The following is an 18,208-nucleotide window of genomic DNA, read 5'->3' as shown; positions in this document are numbered from 1 at the left end:
GCGGCGCCCGCTCACGGCATCACGTCGATCGGCAGCGCCTTGTCGAGATTGTCGTGCCAGGCCTTGATCGTCTTCGGCACGGTTTTCTTCCACGCCGGCACGTTCGTGTAGTAGCGCATCCGGACGGTGTTCTTCGCATCGAACACGAGCAGCCCGATCCACAGATCGGCGCCGCGGCGCATCACGATCGCCGCGTTGGTCGTCGCGATGCCGCGCACCCAGTAGGATTTCACGTGCGCATCGAGCCCGTCGAGATCCTTCTCGTCGGCGCTGTAGTTGACCATGTCGACGAGCGTCTGATAATCGCCGCCGAGTAGTTTGTGCGCGGCCGCATTCTGCGTCGCGTCGGTCACGACCTTGAGGGTCAGCAGGTCGGCCGGCGGTTTGGCCTGGAACTGCGACGCCGTCACGTAGTCGCCCGCGTAGACGACACCCGCGCCGGCACCGCAATCGAAATCCGCGCCCTGCTGCGTGACGCGGATGCGCCCGCCCTTGCGGTCGAAATCGAGCCGGCATGCGTCCCGGCGATAGGTGCCGCTATCGCCGTGCAGCACGATGTCGCCGTCGAGGCCGCCGTCATTCGCGCCGTTGTTGCCGCTCAGTTCGAAATGCAGGCGCGGCGCCGTGCCGGTGAACGTCAGCACACCACCGAACGACGGGTTGTCGCTCGTCAGGTACCACGTCTGCTGCCAGCGGTCGGCGGCGAGCGGCGTGCCGTTCAGGCTCGCGAGCCGTTCGCGGTAGCGGTCGCCGAGGCAGGGTGCATCGCTGCCGCACTGGTCGCGCTGCTTCAGCCACTTCAATTGCGCGGCCTTCAGCGCGGCCGTATCGCCGCCTTTTGCAAGCGCCCGCTTCCACGCGGCCGACAGGTCGCCGTCCAGCTTCGACAGGGCGGTATCCGCACAGATCGTCTTCTCGGCCGGCGAGGCGGCCTTCGCGCAGTCGAAGCCGGCCGCCTGCGCGGCAATCGGCAACAGCGTCAGCAGCGCGGCCGCCGCGACGAATGGCAGAGGCGTGCGTCGCACGCTGGATGCGGAAATCGCGGCGTGTTCGCGCGGATTCGATCGGTTCTGGATAGTCATCGGCTTGATCGTCGCTGGGTCGCGCGCCCGTAGAAGCTACCTGCACGCGACATTCGAGGTAAAAACGCCCGGCCCGGCATGCGGCACACGCCGCCGCCCGCCGAAGCGTAACCCGGATGCGCGACGCCGATCAATCGACGTTCGATGTCGTTGCAACCGTTCCGGCAGCCACGCTGCGTTGCACGATGCCGTCGCGCAATACGGCTTGCGTCGCGCGATGGAAGATTCCGATGAACACCATCGCGCCCGTCGCTTCGCGCGGCGACTGCCCCCTGCGCCTCGGCCACGCGCACGATGCCTTTTGCGCGCTGGATCGTGCGCGGCGACGCCTTCAGCCACGCGCGCAGCCGGACCTTGTCGAGCACGTCCGACGCGGCGACGGTGATGCTTGCGAACGCCGGCAATCAGGAACAGGATCGATGCGCACGCAACGACCTGTTCGAGCGCGCGGCGGCTGCAGTGGCCCTTGAACGGGTCGGGTAGCGTGATCGCGTTGTGGCGCTTGCCGGCCTCCCGGATCCTCGGTCCGACGAAATAGCCAATCGGATTGGCCCGCGGGATGAGCCGAGAAACCACACGCCACAAGTCGGCCTTTTCGCGTAGATGCCGTGCCGTCGAGCGCGCGAACGGGTATCAGCCGTCGAACGGCGCCAGCTCGTAACTCGTGCTCCGGCCGCCGGACGACGAACGGCGCAGCACGCCGCGCTCGACGAGTTCCGCGATGTCGCGCAGCGCGGTGTCCTGCGAGCACTTCGCGAGGGCCGCCCACTTGGTCGTCGTCAGCTTCCCCTCGAAACCGTCGAGCAGGCGATTCATCACCTTGGCCTGGCGCGCGTTCATCGCGAAGCCCGCACAGCGCTGCCAGAAGCGCGCCTTCACCAGCACCGCGTCGAGCGTCGTGTGTGCGTGATCGATCGCCCTGCCGAGGGTATCCAGGAACCACGCGAGCCATTCCGTGACGTCGAGCGAACCGCGCTGCGTGCGCTCCAGCACGTCGTAGTACGCATTGCGCTCGCGCTGGATCTGCGCCGACAGGCTGTAGAAACGCTGCGGACTCCGGTCGGCGCGCGCCAGGACCAGATCGCCGAGCGCACGCGCGATACGGCCGTTGCCGTCGTCGAACGGGTGGAGCGTGACGAACCACAGATGGGCCAGGCCGGCCTGGATCAGCAACGGCTCGGCCGGTTCGGCATTGAGCCACGCGAGAAAGCGCGCGATCTCGTGCGTCAGGCGCGCGGCCGGCGGCGCCTCGAAATGCACGCGCTGCCGGCCGATCGGGCCGGACACCACCTGCATCGGCCCGCTCGCATCCGTGCGCCATCCGCCGACCGTGATTCGCGACAATCCCGAATAGCCGGTCGGGAACAGCGCCGCATGCCACCCGAACAGGCGCGCCTCGGTCACCGGCGCCGCCGCATGGATCGTCGCGTCCAGCACCATGTCGACGACGCCCTCGACGTGGCGGTCGACCGGCGCCAGCGCGCCGATGTCGACCCCGAGCCGGCGCGCGATCGACGAGCGGACCGATGCGACGTTCAGGGTTTCGCCCTCGATCGCGCTGGTCTTGACGACGTCCTCCGTCAACGCGGCCAGGCTCGCCTCGTCGCGCAGCGCGAGGCCGATGTCCGCCAGCCGCCCGGCCAGCATGCCTTGCGCGCGGCTGACGTCGGCCAGCGGCGTCGCGAGTGCCGGAAGGTCGAAGCGCCACGCCGGCCAATCGGCCGATTCCCAGATGAAAGTGTAATCTCCGCTCATGATGCGGAGATTATCCCACCGATTCGCCGCGTGACTCAATATTCCCCGCATATTTTGCGGAGAATATGCGCGCTATTCACCGCACGGTGGCCTGCTATCGCGTCCGGCCCGCGTCGCGCTTCCCGGGCGGCGGCGCGTCGCCGAGCCGCTCGGCAAGAAATCCGATGAACGTGCGCAGCGTGACGAACCCTTCCCGATGCTGCGGGAACACCGCATTGAGCGTGATCGGCGGCGGCACGTACGCGTCGAGCACCGGCACGAGCGCGCCGCTGTCGAGCGCCGCGCCGACGATGAAGTGCGGCAGCAGCGCGATGCCGAGCCCCGCGATCGCCGCGTCGCGCACCACTTCGCCGTTGTTCGCGACGAGCGGCCCCTGCACGTCGAACGTGCGTGACGCGCCGTCGACGCGGAATTCCCAGCCGACGCGCCGCTCGCGCCCGTACAGCAGGCAAGTGTGACCGGCGAGATCGGCCGGTGTCTGCGGCATGCCCTGCCGCTTCAGGTACGCGGGGCTCGCGCACGCGATCATCCGCCATGCGCCCAGCGGGCGCGCGATCAGCGTCGAATCCTCGAGCGAGCCGATCCGCAGCACGAGGTCGAACCCTTCGCCGATCAGGTCGACGCGCCGGTCGGTCAGGTCGAGGTTCAGCCGCACGGCCGGGTGCGCGGACAGGAATTCGGCGATCAGCGGCGACACATGGGTGATCCCGAACGACAGCGGCGCGCTGATCTTCAGCGAGCCGTGCAGCTCGGTGCTGCGCACCGACATCGCCTGCTCGGCGTCGGCGATCTCCGCCAGGATGCGCTGCGCGCGCGCATAAAACTCCTGCCCCGATTCGGTCACCGCGAGATTGCGCGTATTGCGGTGCAGGAGCCGCACGCCGAGCGACGCCTCCAGCGCCATCGTGCGCCGGCTGACGAACTGCTTGGACAGCATCAGCTGGTCGGCCGCCGCCGTGAAGCTGCCCGCATCGACGGTCGCGACGAAGATCCTCAGGTCGTTGAGTTCCATATTGTCCACTCCATAGCGACAGTCATTATCTCTACAGCCATTTATTTGTCAAATCGATTGACCTAAGATTCATCTCAACGAACGGCCGGGCCCACTTCCGAGGTCCGGCGACTTCAAGGAAAAAATCATGATCGAAATCCGTGCAGCAAACCAACGTGGCCGTGCGGAGCATGGCTGGCTCAGCTCCCGTCATACGTTTTCGTTCGCGAATTACTACGATCCGAAGCAAGTCGGCTTCTCCGACCTGCTCGTGATCAACGACGACCGCGTCGCGCCGGGCCGCGGCTTCGGCACGCACCCGCACCGCGACATGGAAATCCTGTCGTACGTGCTCGACGGCGCGCTGGAACACAAGGACTCGATGGGCACCGGTTCGGTGATCGTGCCAGGCGACGTGCAGTTGATGAGCGCGGGCACGGGCGTGCGCCACAGCGAGTTCAACCACTCGCCGGACACGCCGGTCCACTTCCTGCAGATCTGGGTCGGGCCGGCCGAAAAGGGTGCCGAGCCGCGTTATCAGCAGACGAATGTCGCGGCCGACGACAAGCGCGGCAAGCTCGCCCTCGTCGTGTCGCCGAACGGCGACGCCGGTTCGCTGAAGATCCGGCAGGACACACGGATTTACGCGGGCCTGTTCGACGGCGATGAGCGCACGACGCTGGAACTTGACCCGAGCCGCTTTGCTTACGTGCACGTGGCGCGCGGCAGCGTGACGGTCAACGGCGTGACGCTCGGCGAAGGCGACGGCGCGCGCATCCGCGGCGAACAGGCGCTGACGATCGCCGACGGCCAGGAGGCCGAAGTGCTGGTGTTCGACCTGCGTCCGGTCGAAGTGACGGCCGAGTGGGCATGACGCCCGTTCGGGAAACCGGGCCCCGCTGAATGCGGGGCCTTTTTAATCGGAGATTCGCAACATGGCCAAGGTTCTGGTTCTTTACTACTCGTCCTACGGGCACGTCGAAACGATGGCGCAGCACATCGCCGAGGGCGCGAAATCGGTGCCCGGCGTCGAGGTCACGCTCAAGCGCGTGCCGGAAACGATCCCCGTCGACCAGGCCCGCGCGATCGGCGTGAAGGTCGACCAGACCGCGCCGGTCGCCACGGTGGACGAACTCGCCGACTACGACGCCATCATCTTCGGCACGCCGACCCGCTTCGGCAACATGGCCGGCCAGATGCGCACGTTCCTCGACCAGACGGGCGGCCTGTGGATGAAGGGCGCGCTCGTCGGCAAGATCGGCAGCGTGTTCGCATCGACCGGCACGCAGCACGGCGGCCAGGAAACGACGATCACGTCGTTCCACACGACGCTGCTGCACCACGGGATGGTGATCGTGGGCGTGCCGTATGCGTGCAGCGGGCTCGTCAACATGAACGAAATCACCGGCGGCACGCCGTACGGCGCGACGACGCTCGCGGGCGCGGACGGCAGCCGCCAGCCGAGCGCGAACGAACTCGACATCGCGCGCTACCAGGGCAAGCACGTCGCGGAAATCGCCAGCAAGCTCGCGTCGTAACGCGGCGGCCTCGCGCCGCTGCCGTTGCGCGCACGAACGAACGGCGCCGGTTCGACCGGCGCCGTTCGTCCTGTGCAGGGCTGGCGGGCGTTACTGGCCCGAAGCCGGCGCGGCCGGCGCCGCCTTCGTCGCGGGCGCCTTCTGCACGGCGTTCTGCGGATAGTTGCTCTGGTCGTTGGTCAGCCGGTAACCGCTGCCGGTGCCGATCGCCTTCAGGTCCGACGCGTGCCGCGCACGGGCCGCCTTGCGCGCCGCCTTCTTCTGCGCCTTGTCGAGCTGCTTCTGCGTCGGCGCGGACGCCGGATCCTGCGCGTATGCCGCCGGCACGGCGGTCAACAACAGACCGCACGACGCCGCTACTGCTGCTGCCACCGAAACAACGCGAGACTGCTTCATGGCCGGATCTCCTTGTCGAGTGTTGATTGTGGATTATCGGACACCGGCGCGCACGCGACGGCTTGCGACAACGGCGCCGATGCAACGTTAGCCGATCGCCGCGCAAATGTCCGTGTGCGTTCCTGAATTCTCCTGATAACGACAACGATACGTGCAAGCGGCACGGGCCGTCCTTTCGGCCTGCCATCCGCGCCATCAGGGAAACCGATAGCCCGCGGCCGACCGGCGCGCGTTCAGATCCAGCGCGACAACACCGGCAGCAGGATCGGGACGACGAAGGCCGTCAGCACGCCGTTCAGCCCCATCCCGAGCCCGGCGAACGCGCCGGCCTCCTCGCTGACCTGGAACGCGCGCGCGGTACCGATCCCGTGCGACGCGACGCCGAGCGCGAAGCCGCGCACGGCCGGCTCGTCGACCCGCAGCAGATTGAGGATGCCACGTGCGCATACCGCGCCAAAAATCCCGGTCGAAATCACGAGCACGGCGGTGAGCGACGGAATGCCGCCGATCTCGGCGGCGACCGCCATCGCGATCGGCGTCGTCGCCGATTTCGGCGCGAGCGACGCGATCGTCTGGCCCGACGCACCAAACAGCGCGGCGATGCCGACCGCCGACACGATCGCGGTCAGCGAGCCCGCGAGCAGGCCGACGAGCAGCGGCAGCGCGGTGCGCCGCAGCTTCGACCACTGGCGGTACAGCGGCAGCGCGAGCGCGACGGTCGCGGGGCCGAGCAGGAAGTGGACGAACTGCGCGCCTTCGAAATACGTCGGATACGGCGTATGCGTGATCGTCAGCAGCACGACGATCAGCGCGACCGCGATCAGCACCGGGTTCGCGAGCGGGTTGAAGCGCGCCCGCGCATAGACGGCCTGCGCGAACAGATACGCGACCAGCGTGATGGTCAGGCCGAGCAGCGGGGTCGCGGCGAGATAGACCCAGATCGCGCCGAGTTTCGGGAAGGCCGTCATTGCACGCCCTCCGCGTTGCCGCCCGCGCGGCGCTGGCGCCGCAGCAGCGCACGCGTGACGAGCGCCGTCACCGCGATCGCCAGCGTGGTGCTGACGGCCAGCGCGACGACGACCGCGACCGCATCGCCGCGCACGCGATCGGCCGACACCATGATGCCAACGCCGGCCGGCACGAACAGCAGCGACAGATGGCGCAGCAGCTCGAGCGCGGTCGGCTCGATCGCATCGGCCACCTGCGGGCGCAGCATCACGAAGCCGAACAGCAGCAGCATGCCGATCACGGGGCCCGGCACCGGCAGGCCGAACAGATAGGACACGCCTTCGCCGAGACACTGGAAGATCAGCAAGACCGCGAACGCCTGCAACATGAACCGCTTCTCCCGAATGGTTGCGCCGGGCCGGCGGCTTGCCGCGCCGGCATGGACGATACGCGCGATCGTACCAACATTGCCGGCCGCCGGTCGCGACGGCGCAATCGCACGATCCCGGCTCGACCGTGTCGCCCCTGCGGACACCGTTGTGCTTCACCGCGCCAACCGCGCCGGTCGCATGCAAAAAAGGCGGGCATATGCCCGCCTTCGTTCCGTTCTTACACGCACCGCGACACTGGCGGCGCGCGTGCGCGCCCGCCGCCGTTACTTCAACCGCGTCGCGATTTCGTTGGCCATCGCCTTCGTCGCGGCCTTCGTCGGTGCATCGTCGGCCAGCGCGTTCAGCAAACCGAAATCGTGGATCGTGCCGTCGTAGCGCGTGGTCGTCGCATCCACGCCGGCCGCGTCGAGCTTGCGGCCATACGCTTCGCCTTCGTCGCGCAGCACGTCGAACTGCGCCACCTGGATCAGCGCGGGCGGCAGGCCCTTCAACTGCGCGGTGCTCGCGCGCAGCGGCGACGCGTAGATCTCGTTGCGTTGCGCTTCGTTCTTCGTGTAGGCGTCCCAGAACCACTTCATCATCGGCCGCGTCAGGAAGTGGCCCTGCTGGTACGCGTTGTACGAGCCCGTATTGAAGTTGTGGTCCGTGACCGGCCACATCAGCCCCTGGAAGCGGATCGCGGGGCCGCCCTTGTCCTTCGCCATCAGCGCCAGGACGGCCGCCATGTTCCCGCCGACGCTGTTGCCGACCACCGCGAGGCGGCTGCCGTCGACACCGATCTCGGCGCCATGCGCGGCCACCCACTTCGTCGCCGCATAGGCCTGGTTGATCGCAACCGGGTAATGCGCTTCCGGCGACGGCGTGTAGTTCACGAACACCGCGACGGCGCCCGACTGCACGACGAGATCGCGCACGAGGCGCTCGTGTGTCGGGAAGTCGCCGAGCACCCAGCCGCCGCCGTGGATGAACACGAAGACCGGCAGCGTGCCCGTCGCGCCTTGCGGGCGCACGATCGTGACGGGTACCGACAGGCCGTCCTGCTCGATCGTGCGGTTCGACACGTCGATGCCGGACAGGTCCACCTTTACGCCGTTCTGCGCATCGACCAGCACCTGACGCGCCTTCGCGGGGCTCAGCGTTTCGAGGCCCGGGCCCTTCTGGCCGTTCAGCACGGCGAGGAACGCACTCGTCTTCGTATCGGGACGGATGGTATTGGCGCCGGCCGCGAATGCGGCGGGGGCGGTGGACAGCGCGGCCGCAACGGCGGCGGCGATCAGCAGCGGCTTGACGATCTTCATGATGGTGTTCCTTGGCGTTCGCGGTTGAATGACGACAAATGATTCGTAGTGCGACTGATTAGAGAAGCGTGAGCGTGACGTCGATGTTGCCGCGCGTCGCGTTCGAGTACGGGCAGACGACGTGCGCACGGTCGATCAGCGTTTGCGCGACGTCGCGATCGAGGCCCGGCAGCGAGATCTTCAGTTCGACTTCGATGCCGAAACCGTTCGGGATCGCGCCGATGCCGACGCTGCCTTCGATGGCGGCGTCCGCGGGCATCGCGATCTTGTCGCGGGCCGCGACGAACTTCATCGCGCCGATGAAGCACGCGCTGTAGCCGGCGGCGAACAGCTGCTCGGGGTTCGCGCCTGCGCCGCCCGCGCCGCCGAGTTCGCGCGGCGTGGTCAGCTTCAGGTCGAGACCGCTTTCGGGCACCGTCGCACGACCGTCACGGCCGCCGGTGGCTTTTGCATGGGCGCGGTACAACACTTTTTCGATCGACATGACAGACTCCTTTTCGGTAAATGAACGAAACAACCTTCGAACCGGGGATCGCGTGCCGTCGGCTTTTTCCGCCGGTCCCGCGCTTGTTTATCTACTCATAGATAGACAAGCATCCCCAAAAAATACAGAAGCATTACCTTCTGCGCCGATTGTCTATCTATCACTAAATAGACAACAAGAACCCATAAAACGGCGGCGAACCGCCCTGCTACCCGCGCGGTCCGTCAGGACCGCGCCTTCCAGACGGCCTCGACATCCTCGAGGCGCGCCCGCGTATGAAACAGCCGGCTGGCCAGCACGCTACCCTGAAACGCCGCGTACAACGTGCGCGCGGCCGTATCGGGTTCGCCGCTGAACTGCAGCGTACCTTCCTTCGCGCCCTGCGCCAGCAATGCCGCCAGCCAGCTTTCGTTGGCCTTGAAGAACGCCTGCACGGCCTGCCGCACGTTCTCCGGCAGCGTTTCGATATCGGCCGCGAGCATCCCGCACAGGCAGATCAGGTTGCCGTCGCCGAGCGTGCGGCCGAACATCTTCGTGTACAGGCTCAGCTTCACGTCGGCCGGCAATGCCGGATCGATCGTCCGCATGGCCGCGAGGACTTCGTCGCTGTACACCGCCACCGCTTCCAGCACCAGATCGTCCTTCGACGGGAAGTAGTAGTGGATGCTCGACGTCTTCACGCCCACCAGGTCGGACAGGTCTCGATAGCTGAAGCCGTTGTAACCGCGCAGCATCATCAGCGTGATCGCGTGATCGAGAATCTGTTCGCGGACGGTCGGTTTCGTTTCCATGGATCGAACTTTATCTACTCATAGATAGACAGTCAAGGACTTTTTTCGGGGCACCATGAAAAGCCTGAAAATCTGGCACCCCGGCGAGCGCACCGGCCGGCTCGTCGCCGCCGGCCCTCAGCCCGGGACGGGTTCGGCCAGCGTCTCGCGGTTCGCGCTTTCCGCCGCGTCGTCCGCCCCGGCCACGGGCAAGCGCAGCACTACCGTCGTGCCCTGCCAGGCCGCGCTGTCCACGCGAATCTCGCCGCGATGCCGATCGACGACCGCCTTGGCGAACGCCATTCCGAGCCCGACGCCCTTCGTGTACGGCTGCCCTTGCAGGCGAAAGCGCCGATAACGCTCGAACAGATGCGCCTGTTCGCTGGCGGCGATCCCGTAACCGTGGTCGCGGATGATGCAGCGCACCGACGCGCGATCGTCGGTCAGTTCAACCGTGCACTCGATACGGGTATCGGGTGCGCTGTACTCGACGGCGTTACCGAGCAGGTTGGCCAGCGCGCGCGACAGCAGTGCCGGGTCGCCGTACACGAGCGCTTCGTCGCAACGCGGCACGTCCTCGACGGCAATCCGCTTTTCCTGCGCGCGCGGCCAGATTTCATCCCGTGCCTGATTCATCAGGTCAGCGACGTTGACGAGCTCCGACACGCACTCGCCCGCCTCCGCCCTCGAGACCTGCGCGAAACCGTCGGCCATCGCCAGCGTATGGCACGCCAGCCTGCCGATTTCATGCAGGCGCTCGCGCAGGGTGCAGCCGGACGGGCATTCGGCGGGCGCATTCACCAGCACGACGACCGACGTGAGCGGCGCGCGCATGTCATGCGAGAACAGCGTCAGCATGTCGCTGCGCTGCCGCTCGAGCACCGAACGGCGAACGTAGGCGCCGCGCAGCATGTCCAGTGCGTCGTTCACCCGCCCGATCTCCGGGCTCGCGCCCGGCACCCGGGCGATCGGCGACACATCGCCCTGGCTCAGCGCGACGATGCGCCGGCTCAGCTCGGCGAGCGGCTTCGACAGCGTCCGCTGCGTGCCGCGCACGAGCAGGAACAGGATCAACGTGCACAGCGCCGCTTGGGCGACGGATAGCGCCATCCTGACGCGGGCGGCATCGCGCAACTCGACGGTACGCGCGCTCGTCATTTCGATCACGCGGTCGCGCAGTTGCTCCGACGCCCCGAGATCGCGCATGATCCGCCGCGCGAAGTCCTCGACGCTCATCGCATACGCACCCGTCCGGCTCGCGCGGATCGTCGCCGCGACCAGCGGCAGGAAGCTGCCGTCCAGCGTGTCGTTCAGTCGTGCGAAGTCGTTTGCGAGCGTCGTGTCGGCGAGCAGCGGCGCGATCGCGCCGGCGATCAACGCGCGCAGCTGCATGATGCGTCCGCGCATCTGGATGATGCTCGCGAGCCGCTCCTCGCCGATCGGCTCGCGCTTGATCAGCGACGCGACGAACAGCGAGCCGAGCCGGCCGGTATATTCGCGCAGGTCGCCAAGCAGGTGCGCGAGCATCAACAAACCCGACGTCGCCGGATTGCGCATTGCCGTGCCGGCCATGACGTCGTCGGCCAGTGACGCGAGATCGTCGGCGACCGCGAACATCCGGTCTTGCGCCGCCTGAACCTGCCACACCGTGCGCGCCGTCAGCGGCTGCGCCGCGAGCGCGTCGACTTCGCCACGGGCGCCGTCCAGTTCCGCGCGGATCGACTCGAGCGCACGCAACGCGATCCGCCGCTCGGGTGCCTCGAGGGTCGCCGCCTGCGCGATGTCCGTTCGAAGCGCGTCGAGTGCCAGGTTCGAGCGCATCCGCGCATCGCTTACGGCCTCCACGTCCGCCGCCGGGTCGCGCCGCTGCAACGCAAGCAGCGTGTTGGCCGGCCAGCGTTCGGCCGAAATCAGGTTCGCCGCGACCATCGCGCGCTCGACCCGCCCGAAATCGCGCAAATCGAGGCTCCCCTGCCGGTATTGCCGGTAGCTTTCCAGGACGATCGTTCCACACGCCACGATCGTCAGCATCACGACGAGCACGAAGCCGATGCCCATCCGCTGTTGGATCGAGAGGCCATCGAAGCTCATGGCGCCCGTCCGCTTCGGCAACGGAGCACACCCGATTCGGCATCGCCGGTGGGACATGGATACGTCACGTTCGATTCCTGAATTACGTCATTTCCGTTGACAACACTCGTCGCCGGCATCAATTGACGCACAATCGAAATCAATGGCCTCGCCATCGAATGACACATGGAAAAAAATACGCCGTTTCATCATGCTTATTTCATCGTGAAATATCCGATTCAACGGCTCCCGTGCGGCGAATTTCGACGGCCTTCCGCCGCACGCTTGCTTCGCACTGCGATACACCTGGGTTTCAGTCGGCATTCAGCGGCAGACGTACGCCGACGATCGCAGCACGGCGCCGCCTGAATCGCCTGCCATTAGCCACTGCCGCGATGGAGTCTCGACCTTTTCAAACGGAATGTAAACGCGACGTTCGACGCAGGGGAAATACCGGATAAGCAGGACGTTAGTATTACGACTTTCGTCTTGTACAATCCTGTTCTTTCCTATCGGATAGGCGTCGGCTTTCCCACAGCCCATCGCGCCCATGAAAATACTGATCGTCGACGATCACGCGCTCCTGCGTGACGGCGTGGAGATGCTGCTGCGTCGGGAAGACGCCGACATGATCGTCGTTCAGGCGAGCAGCGCCGATGACGCGCTGCACCTGCTCAACCTGCACGCAGACCTCGACGCCATCGTGCTCGACTTGAAGCTTCGAGGCATGGACGGGATCGACGCGCTCGCCGTGTTCGCGAAGATGCGCCCGGGGCTGCCCGTCATCGTGCTGTCGTCGTCGGAAGATCCGGGCGCCGTGCGCGCCGCATTCACGCAAGGCGCGATGGGCTACGTGCCGAAATCGGCCAGCCCGCATACGCTGCTGTCTGCCATCCGGATCGCGCTCAGCGGCGAGCGTTACGTGCCACCGCTCGTACTCGACGAACACGCGACACAGCAGCCGGACAGCGCCGGGGCGACGACGCTTTCGCGCGACGAGTTGCTGACGCACCGCCAGATCGAAGTGCTGCGCTATCTTGCGGAAGGCATGCCGAACAAAGTCATCGCACGCAAGCTCGGCCTGTCGGAAAAAACCGTCAAGGCGCACATCACTGCGATCTTCAAGGCGTTGAACGTGATCAATCGCACGCAGGCGGCTGCCGTCGGCAGGAAGGCCGGACTCATCTGACCGGAAGCGCGAATTGCGTTGCCGGCGGGGATCGCCTAAATTTTTCTGCATCCTCGACGCAAACGGGGGCGTTGATGACAACCCCGCCCCGAGACACGAAGCGTGGCGCGATCCTCCGACTCCCCGATGCACCCGCCTGCGACGCGCGCGATTGCAATTCGCCTCACACGCAATGAACGACACTTGACGGACATTCATGTGCATTCACGTGGCAATGAACGGGCGCGGCACCGACGCCGACCGCCGGGCCCGGTCGCGATACCGCATGCGGGCTCCGGGTCCGGGGCGTGATACCCGAGGAGCCTGCGCATGACGCGCGCCGACGAATCACCCGAAGCCCCGCCGCCGATCGTTTCGGCAGCCTCGGACGTCCCGTTCGACCTGGCCGCCGACGTGATCGCGCGCTGGCAGCGTCTCGTCGACCTGATGGCGGAAATCGTCGGCGTGCCGGCCGCGCTGATCATGCGCAACGTCGGAAAAGACATCCGCGTGCTGGTGGCGAGCCGATCCGAAGGCAATCCGTTCTATCCGGGCGAATCGGCCGAGCTGCACGGATCGGGGCTTTATTGCGAAGCGGTGATCGAGAGCGGCCGCTCGTTGGTCGTGCCGAACGCGCGACGATCGGAACGCTGGCGAAACAATCCGGATCTGCGCGTGAATATGGTTTCGTATCTCGGCCTGCCGATCCGCTGGCCGGACATGACGACGTTCGGCACGATCTGCCTGCTCGACTGCAAGGAAAACGCCTATTCGGAGCGGTACATCCGGCTGGTCGAAGAGCTGCGCAACCAGATCGAGATGCAGTTGCAGCTCATCCATGCGCAACGGACCGCCGAACACGCGCGCCAGCAGGCCGCTCAACTGGCCGAAAACTTCCGGCAGCAGAAGGATCTCGCCGCGGAAGCCGTGCGCGTCAAATCGAGCTTTCTCGCGGCGGCAAGCCATGACCTCCGCCAGCCCGTCCATGCATTGAGCCTGTTCGTCGGCGCATTGCGGCACGTGCCGATGCCCGTCGATGGCGCGCTGCTCGTCGAACGCATCGACCAATCCGTCAATGCGATGGACGAGCTGTTCACCGCGATCCTGGACATCTCGCGGCTCGATGCCGGTGTCGTGCCCGTGCATCGCAGGCCGTTCGCGATCGATTCGGTGCTGGAGCGGGTGTGCCGGGACGTAGCCGTCGACGCGCGCGCGAAGGGGCTGCACCTGTCGTACGTGCCGAGCACCGTGGTGGTCGACTCCGATCCGGTGCTGATCGAGCGGATCGCGCGCAACCTGCTGTCCAACGCGGTGCGCTATACCGACGCGGGACGGATCGTGGTGGGCTGCCGGCGCACACACACGCATGTCCGCCTGCAAGTGATCGATACCGGGCGCGGCATTCCCGCCGATCAGCAAAGCCGCGTGTTCGACGACTACTACCAGTTGCCCCATCGCGACCGCGGCCACGAACAGGGCGTGGGCCTCGGCCTGGCGATCGTCCGGCGCCTGGCGGAGCTGCTCGAGTGCCCGCTGGCACTGCGCTCGGCGCCCGGGCAGGGCTCGTGCTTCGAACTGCGCCTGGTGCGAGTGGACGCGGTCGTGAAACCGCCCGCGACCGCCGTCGACGAGTTCGCCTTCGACGAGGCCGCCGCGGCCGCGGCGCACCTCGTCGTGGTGATCGACGACGAAGCGGCCATCCGCGCGGGCATGTCGATCCTGCTCACCCGCTGGGGATACCGCGTCGTCGTGGCGCCGTCGGTCGACGACGCGATCGCGCTTCTGGCGACCGGCGACGTACCCCCGACGTTGTTGATCTGCGATTTGCACCTGCGCGGCGACGAGAACGGAATCGGCGCGATCGCACGGATTCGCGAAGAATTCAACGCGGCCATTCCCGCGATGCTGATCACCGGCGACACCACCGCGCGCCGGCCCGGCCGATCGCAGCGCGGCGGCTTCATGCTGCTGCACAAGCCGGTGCCGAGCGACAAGCTGCGCTCGGCAATCATGCGCTGCCTGGGTGCGCCGAAGGGCAGATGAGACCAGGACCGAAACGCGCGACGACGAGGGTGCCGCGCGGTATCGGGACAGCGATCGTCACTGCGGCCGCAGCATCCGCCGGATGATCGTCCGCAGCATCGCGCGATGCGCGCGCGGCTTGAATCCCGGCTCGAATACGACCCGCCCGACCGCGCCTTCCGTGAGCGCGAGCAACCACGTCGCGACGAGATCCGGCTTCAGGCTCCCGTCGATCGTCCCTTGCGCGACACCGCGCTTGATCAGCGCGACCATCCGCCCTTTCACCTGCGCCTCGTTCGCCGCGAACAATGCCGCGACCTCCGGATTGCGCGTCGCCTCGGCCGCGGTCTCGATGCTGATGCGCGCATAGACGGGATCGCTCGACAGTTCCATCAGCGCCAGCGCGATCTCCTCGATCGCGGTCAGCGCATCGTCGGCGTTCGCATGCCGCGCGAACAGCTCGGCCATCTCGCGCTGGTCTTCCTGCGCGACGGCCTCGACGATCGCCGCCTTGGTCGGGAAATAGTGAAACAGGTTGCCGGGGCTCATCCCGGCCGCCTTGCAGATCGCGGCCGTGGACGTCGCATGAAAGCCGTCGCGCGCAAAACAGGCGATGGCGGCATCCAGAATCTGGCGCCGCTTCGCTTCCACTCTTTCAGGATCGATCTTTCTCAACGGGAACTCCGTGCATGACGATCGCTCTAATATTTATTAGACTGATCAGTCGATCTATTATCATGGCGATGGGCTGCGGGCGTCAAGGCGGCCTGCAATCGGACCGGATCGATGCGACACTGGCCGCCGAGCGCGGCTATCTGGAAGATGCATCGCAGGCGCTCGCGACGAGGCAGGGGCCCGTGCTGGCCGGGTGGGGCGCGCTGGATAGCCACGTCGATCCGGCGCTTCGTCGTGGTGCCGGGCGCGACGCACGGGCTGCCGCGCGCCGGCTGGTTCGATTACCCGCTCGAGTCGGACTGGCCGCGGTGGAAGATCGGTCCGTACACGGCGCTCGGGCGCCATGTGTATGCGCCCGGCACGCTCGGCCCGATCGAAGCGTGGATCCGGTCGCAGTGAACACATGTGCAACACGGCAGCGCCGCCAAAGGCACGCTAGATGAAACGGGCATCAGGCAATATCGGTCGCACCGCCCCGCGCGGCCGCTACAAGGAGGAGTTTCAATGTATTCGTGGTTCGAACGTCGCCTGCCGACTTTCCCGCTCGAAGATCCCGTCACGCCGCCGAAGGGATTCTTCTCGTTCGTCTGGGCGTGCACGAAAGGCGCGCGCGGCTGGATCCTGCTGATCGCGCTGACGTCGGCCGCGCTCGCCGCATACGAAGCCGCGCTGTTCGCGATGATGGGGCACGTGGTCGACTGGCTGTCGACGTCGACACCGGCGGAATTCGGCGGCCGCCACTTCGGCGCGCTCGCCGGCTTCGCGGCGATCCTCGCCGGCAGCACGCTGCTGATCGCGCTGCACACGATGGTCAAGCACCAGGTGCTGGCGATCAACTTCCCGATGCGGCTGCGCTGGCTGTTTCACCGGCTGATGCTCGACCAGAGCCTGTCGTTCTACGCCAATGAATTCGCGGGCCGCGTGACGACCAAGATCATGCAGACCGCGCTCGCGGTGCGCGACGCGCTGTTCATGTCGGTCGACGTCGTGATCGGCGTGACCGCATACCTGATCGGTATCCTCGTGCTGGCGGCCAGCTTCGACTGGCGGCTGATGATTCCGCTCGTGCTGTGGGCGCTCGGCTACGGCGCCGCGTGCGCGTATTTCGTGCCGCGCCTGGGCGCCGTCGGCAGCCGGCAGGCCGACGCGCGCGCGCTGATGACAGGCCGCATCACCGATGCGTATTCGAACATCACCACCGTGAAGCTGTTCTCGCACACGCGGCGGGAAGCCGACCATGCCCGGCGCGCGATGGAGGCGTTCAAGGCGACCGGCGACGCGCAGATGCGGCTCGTCAGCGCGTTCGAGATCGTCAATCACCTGCTGTCGACGCTGCTGCTGGTGGGCTCGGCCGGGCTCGCGCTCGCTCTGTGGATGCACGGCGAGGCGAGCGCGGGCGTCGTCGCGGCCGTGATCGCGATGGCACTGCGACTGTCGAGCTATTCGCACTGGATCATGTGGGAAATGACCGAGCTGTTCGAGAACGTCGGCACGATCCAGGATGGCATCAACACGCTGACGAAGGTGCGCAGCGTGGTCGACGCGCCCGATGCGCGGCCGCTCGCGGTGCAACGCGGCGAAATCGTATTCGACAACGTCCAGTTCGCGCACGAGGACAACGACCGCACGGTGTTCGACGGGCTGAACCTGACGATCAGGCCGGGCGAACGGATCGGCCTGATCGGCCGCTCGGGCGCCGGCAAGTCGACGCTCGTGAACCTGCTGCTGCGCTTCTACGACGTCGGCGGCGGCACGATCCGGATCGACGGCCAGGACATCGCGCATGTGACGCAGGACAGCCTGCGCAGCGCGATCGGGATGGTCACGCAGGATACGTCGCTGCTGCACCGGACGATGCGCGAGAACCTGCTGTACGGGCGGCCCGACGCGACCGAGCGCGAGATGCAGGAGGCCGCCGTGCGGGCGGAAGCGTCCGAGTTCATCGACCGGCTGCGCGACCGGCACGGGCGCAGCGGCTACGACGTCGAGGTCGGCGAGCGCGGCGTGAAGCTGTCGGGCGGCCAGCGGCAGCGCGTCGCGATCGCGCGCGTGATGCTCAAGGATGCGCCGATCCTCGTGCTCGACGAGGCGACCAGCGCACTCGATTCCGAGGTCGAAGTCGCGATCCAGCGCAGCCTCGACACGCTGATGAGCGGCAAGACGGTGATCGCGATCGCGCACCGGCTGTCGACGATCGCGGCCATGGACCGGCTGATCGTGCTCGACGAAGGGCGCATCGTCGAGGAAGGCACGCACCAGCAGCTGCTGAACGCGGGCGGTATCTATGCGGCGCTGTGGGCGCACCAGAGCGGCGGGTTCCTCGGCGAGACGGCGGAAGCGGAAGGCGCGGAGCGGTAGGCGGGGATGCTGCGGCAACGTGGCGGCGCGGATGGTTTTGCACGGAAGTGCTCGCCGAAGGCGACGAACCGGGTTTCTCGTTCACGACCGGGTTGTGGGTCGACCACGGTTTCCCGGAAATCATCGCGTTCTCGTTGCCGGTGCGCATCGCCCACGATGTACCGGGAGACGCATACCGGATGGCCGCTTGTCAAACGCCGCCTCCCCTGCACCTCGTGCGTCACGACAGCGGCCACGAGCGTGCCACTGTCATGACGCGCG

At 66.8% G+C, this 18,208-nt stretch carries 17 protein-coding genes and 3 pseudogenes; 7 read left to right on the top strand and 13 right to left on the bottom strand.

Annotated elements, in window-relative coordinates; genetic code table 11:
- Positions 1-11 precede the first annotated feature (11 nt).
- From AC1VVG_RS30930 to AC1VVG_RS30910, 5 genes and pseudogenes are all read right to left on the bottom strand, one after another.
- Positions 12-1,082 carry a lysozyme inhibitor LprI family protein gene (locus AC1VVG_RS30930; protein WP_082744789.1) on the bottom strand — a complete coding sequence of 357 codons (1,071 nt, stop codon included), beginning with the start codon at positions 1,080-1,082 and terminating at the stop codon, positions 12-14.
- The gene (locus AC1VVG_RS30925) at positions 1,079-1,447 is read right to left on the bottom strand and encodes a hypothetical protein (protein ID WP_482837344.1); all 369 of its coding nucleotides are present in this window, start codon (positions 1,445-1,447) and stop codon (positions 1,079-1,081) included. The genes AC1VVG_RS30930 and AC1VVG_RS30925 overlap by 4 nt, the downstream gene beginning before the upstream one ends.
- Positions 1,448-1,484: 37 nt before the next feature.
- Positions 1,485-1,690, bottom strand: a pseudogene (locus AC1VVG_RS30920) (sodium:solute symporter family protein); the annotation flags it as partial.
- A gap of 25 nt (positions 1,691-1,715) precedes the next feature.
- Complete coding sequence (locus AC1VVG_RS30915) at positions 1,716-2,837, bottom strand: Fic family protein (protein ID WP_208456740.1); 1,122 nt, start codon at positions 2,835-2,837, stop codon at positions 1,716-1,718.
- Positions 2,838-2,931: 94 nt separating this feature from the next.
- Positions 2,932-3,849 (bottom strand): LysR family transcriptional regulator, encoded by a 918-nt coding sequence (locus tag AC1VVG_RS30910; protein WP_124608660.1) that lies wholly within the window; start codon positions 3,847-3,849, stop codon positions 2,932-2,934.
- 127 nt (positions 3,850-3,976) lie between these two features.
- Between AC1VVG_RS30910 and AC1VVG_RS30905 the strand changes: the two genes are divergently transcribed.
- On the top strand, positions 3,977-4,702 hold the full coding sequence (locus tag AC1VVG_RS30905; protein WP_482837342.1) for a pirin family protein: 726 nt from the start codon (positions 3,977-3,979) through the stop codon (positions 4,700-4,702).
- Between the two features lie 61 nt (positions 4,703-4,763).
- Positions 4,764-5,366 carry an NAD(P)H:quinone oxidoreductase gene (wrbA, locus tag AC1VVG_RS30900; protein ID WP_226252535.1) on the top strand — a complete coding sequence of 201 codons (603 nt, stop codon included), beginning with the start codon at positions 4,764-4,766 and terminating at the stop codon, positions 5,364-5,366.
- Between the two features lie 90 nt (positions 5,367-5,456).
- On the opposite strand, the gene AC1VVG_RS30895 is transcribed toward wrbA, so the two are convergent.
- The 7 genes from AC1VVG_RS30895 to AC1VVG_RS30865 all read right to left on the bottom strand — a co-directional run bounded on the left by AC1VVG_RS30895 (position 5,457) and on the right by AC1VVG_RS30865 (position 11,745).
- Positions 5,457-5,762, bottom strand: coding sequence for a hypothetical protein (locus AC1VVG_RS30895; protein ID WP_034191966.1), 306 nt, complete (start codon positions 5,760-5,762; stop codon positions 5,457-5,459).
- 233 nt (positions 5,763-5,995) lie between these two features.
- Positions 5,996-6,730, bottom strand: a complete 735-nt coding sequence (locus AC1VVG_RS30890) for an LrgB family protein (RefSeq protein ID WP_034191967.1) — start codon at positions 6,728-6,730, stop codon at positions 5,996-5,998.
- Entirely contained in the window at positions 6,727-7,098 is a 372-nt protein-coding gene (locus AC1VVG_RS30885) for a CidA/LrgA family protein (RefSeq protein WP_034191968.1), read from the bottom strand. Before AC1VVG_RS30885 ends, AC1VVG_RS30890 begins: the two co-directional genes overlap by 4 nt.
- A 267-nt stretch (positions 7,099-7,365) precedes the next feature.
- A complete protein-coding gene (locus AC1VVG_RS30880; protein WP_482837339.1) occupies positions 7,366-8,400 on the bottom strand; it encodes an alpha/beta hydrolase in 1,035 nt (344 codons plus the stop codon).
- A gap of 58 nt (positions 8,401-8,458) precedes the next feature.
- Positions 8,459-8,884, bottom strand: a complete 426-nt coding sequence (locus AC1VVG_RS30875; RefSeq protein WP_034191970.1) for an organic hydroperoxide resistance protein — start codon at positions 8,882-8,884, stop codon at positions 8,459-8,461.
- 224 nt (positions 8,885-9,108) lie between these two features.
- A complete protein-coding gene (locus AC1VVG_RS30870) occupies positions 9,109-9,675 on the bottom strand; it encodes a TetR/AcrR family transcriptional regulator (RefSeq protein WP_034191971.1) in 567 nt (188 codons plus the stop codon).
- A gap of 117 nt (positions 9,676-9,792) precedes the next feature.
- Positions 9,793-11,745 (bottom strand): sensor histidine kinase, encoded by a 1,953-nt coding sequence (locus AC1VVG_RS30865; RefSeq protein ID WP_482837337.1) that lies wholly within the window; start codon positions 11,743-11,745, stop codon positions 9,793-9,795.
- Between the two features lie 529 nt (positions 11,746-12,274).
- Here AC1VVG_RS30865 and AC1VVG_RS30860 point away from each other — a divergent pair.
- Positions 12,275-12,913, top strand: a complete 639-nt coding sequence (locus AC1VVG_RS30860) for a response regulator (RefSeq protein ID WP_049028533.1) — start codon at positions 12,275-12,277, stop codon at positions 12,911-12,913.
- Positions 12,914-13,222: 309 nt separating this feature from the next.
- Positions 13,223-14,935 (top strand): hybrid sensor histidine kinase/response regulator, encoded by a 1,713-nt coding sequence (locus AC1VVG_RS30855; protein WP_482837335.1) that lies wholly within the window; start codon positions 13,223-13,225, stop codon positions 14,933-14,935.
- 57 nt (positions 14,936-14,992) lie between these two features.
- Here the strand turns inward: AC1VVG_RS30855 and AC1VVG_RS30850 are convergent, their stop codons facing one another.
- The gene (locus tag AC1VVG_RS30850; RefSeq protein ID WP_200086788.1) at positions 14,993-15,589 is read right to left on the bottom strand and encodes a TetR/AcrR family transcriptional regulator; all 597 of its coding nucleotides are present in this window, start codon (positions 15,587-15,589) and stop codon (positions 14,993-14,995) included.
- An 89-nt stretch (positions 15,590-15,678) separates the two neighbouring features.
- Between AC1VVG_RS30850 and AC1VVG_RS30845 the strand changes: the two are divergent.
- The 3 genes and pseudogenes from AC1VVG_RS30845 to AC1VVG_RS30835 all read left to right on the top strand — a co-directional run.
- Positions 15,679-15,988: pseudogene (locus tag AC1VVG_RS30845) on the top strand (alpha/beta hydrolase); the annotation flags it as partial.
- A 105-nt stretch (positions 15,989-16,093) separates the two neighbouring features.
- Positions 16,094-17,947 carry an ABC transporter ATP-binding protein gene (locus tag AC1VVG_RS30840; RefSeq protein ID WP_124608656.1) on the top strand — a complete coding sequence of 618 codons (1,854 nt, stop codon included), beginning with the start codon at positions 16,094-16,096 and terminating at the stop codon, positions 17,945-17,947.
- Positions 17,884-18,075, top strand: a pseudogene (locus tag AC1VVG_RS30835) (DUF4262 domain-containing protein); the annotation flags it as partial. The gene AC1VVG_RS30840 and the pseudogene AC1VVG_RS30835, both read left to right, overlap by 64 nt.
- Between the last annotated feature and the right edge of the window lie 133 nt (positions 18,076-18,208).

The sequence above is a fragment of the Burkholderia sp. L-4 genome (assembly GCF_056856535.1).
This window is presented reverse-complemented; position numbering and strand designations above follow the sequence as displayed.

Excerpts from the sequence above, each read along its gene's own strand:
- AC1VVG_RS30930 (WP_082744789.1), bottom strand. The coding sequence starts at position 1,082 with ATGACTATCCAGAACCGATCGAATCCGCGCGAACACGCCGCGATTTCC.
- AC1VVG_RS30915 (WP_208456740.1), bottom strand. The coding sequence starts at position 2,837 with ATGAGCGGAGATTACACTTTCATCTGGGAATCGGCCGATTGGCCGGCG.
- AC1VVG_RS30910 (WP_124608660.1), bottom strand. The coding sequence starts at position 3,849 with ATGGAACTCAACGACCTGAGGATCTTCGTCGCGACCGTCGATGCGGGC.
- AC1VVG_RS30905 (WP_482837342.1), top strand. The coding sequence starts at position 3,977 with ATGATCGAAATCCGTGCAGCAAACCAACGTGGCCGTGCGGAGCATGGC.
- wrbA (WP_226252535.1), top strand. The coding sequence starts at position 4,764 with ATGGCCAAGGTTCTGGTTCTTTACTACTCGTCCTACGGGCACGTCGAA.
- AC1VVG_RS30895 (WP_034191966.1), bottom strand. The coding sequence starts at position 5,762 with ATGAAGCAGTCTCGCGTTGTTTCGGTGGCAGCAGCAGTAGCGGCGTCG.
- AC1VVG_RS30890 (WP_034191967.1), bottom strand. The coding sequence starts at position 6,730 with ATGACGGCCTTCCCGAAACTCGGCGCGATCTGGGTCTATCTCGCCGCG.
- AC1VVG_RS30885 (WP_034191968.1), bottom strand. The coding sequence starts at position 7,098 with ATGTTGCAGGCGTTCGCGGTCTTGCTGATCTTCCAGTGTCTCGGCGAA.
- AC1VVG_RS30880 (WP_482837339.1), bottom strand. The coding sequence starts at position 8,400 with ATGAAGATCGTCAAGCCGCTGCTGATCGCCGCCGCCGTTGCGGCCGCG.
- AC1VVG_RS30875 (WP_034191970.1), bottom strand. The coding sequence starts at position 8,884 with ATGTCGATCGAAAAAGTGTTGTACCGCGCCCATGCAAAAGCCACCGGC.
- AC1VVG_RS30870 (WP_034191971.1), bottom strand. The coding sequence starts at position 9,675 with ATGGAAACGAAACCGACCGTCCGCGAACAGATTCTCGATCACGCGATC.
- AC1VVG_RS30865 (WP_482837337.1), bottom strand. The coding sequence starts at position 11,745 with ATGAGCTTCGATGGCCTCTCGATCCAACAGCGGATGGGCATCGGCTTC.
- AC1VVG_RS30860 (WP_049028533.1), top strand. The coding sequence starts at position 12,275 with ATGAAAATACTGATCGTCGACGATCACGCGCTCCTGCGTGACGGCGTG.
- AC1VVG_RS30855 (WP_482837335.1), top strand. The coding sequence starts at position 13,223 with ATGACGCGCGCCGACGAATCACCCGAAGCCCCGCCGCCGATCGTTTCG.
- AC1VVG_RS30840 (WP_124608656.1), top strand. The coding sequence starts at position 16,094 with ATGTATTCGTGGTTCGAACGTCGCCTGCCGACTTTCCCGCTCGAAGAT.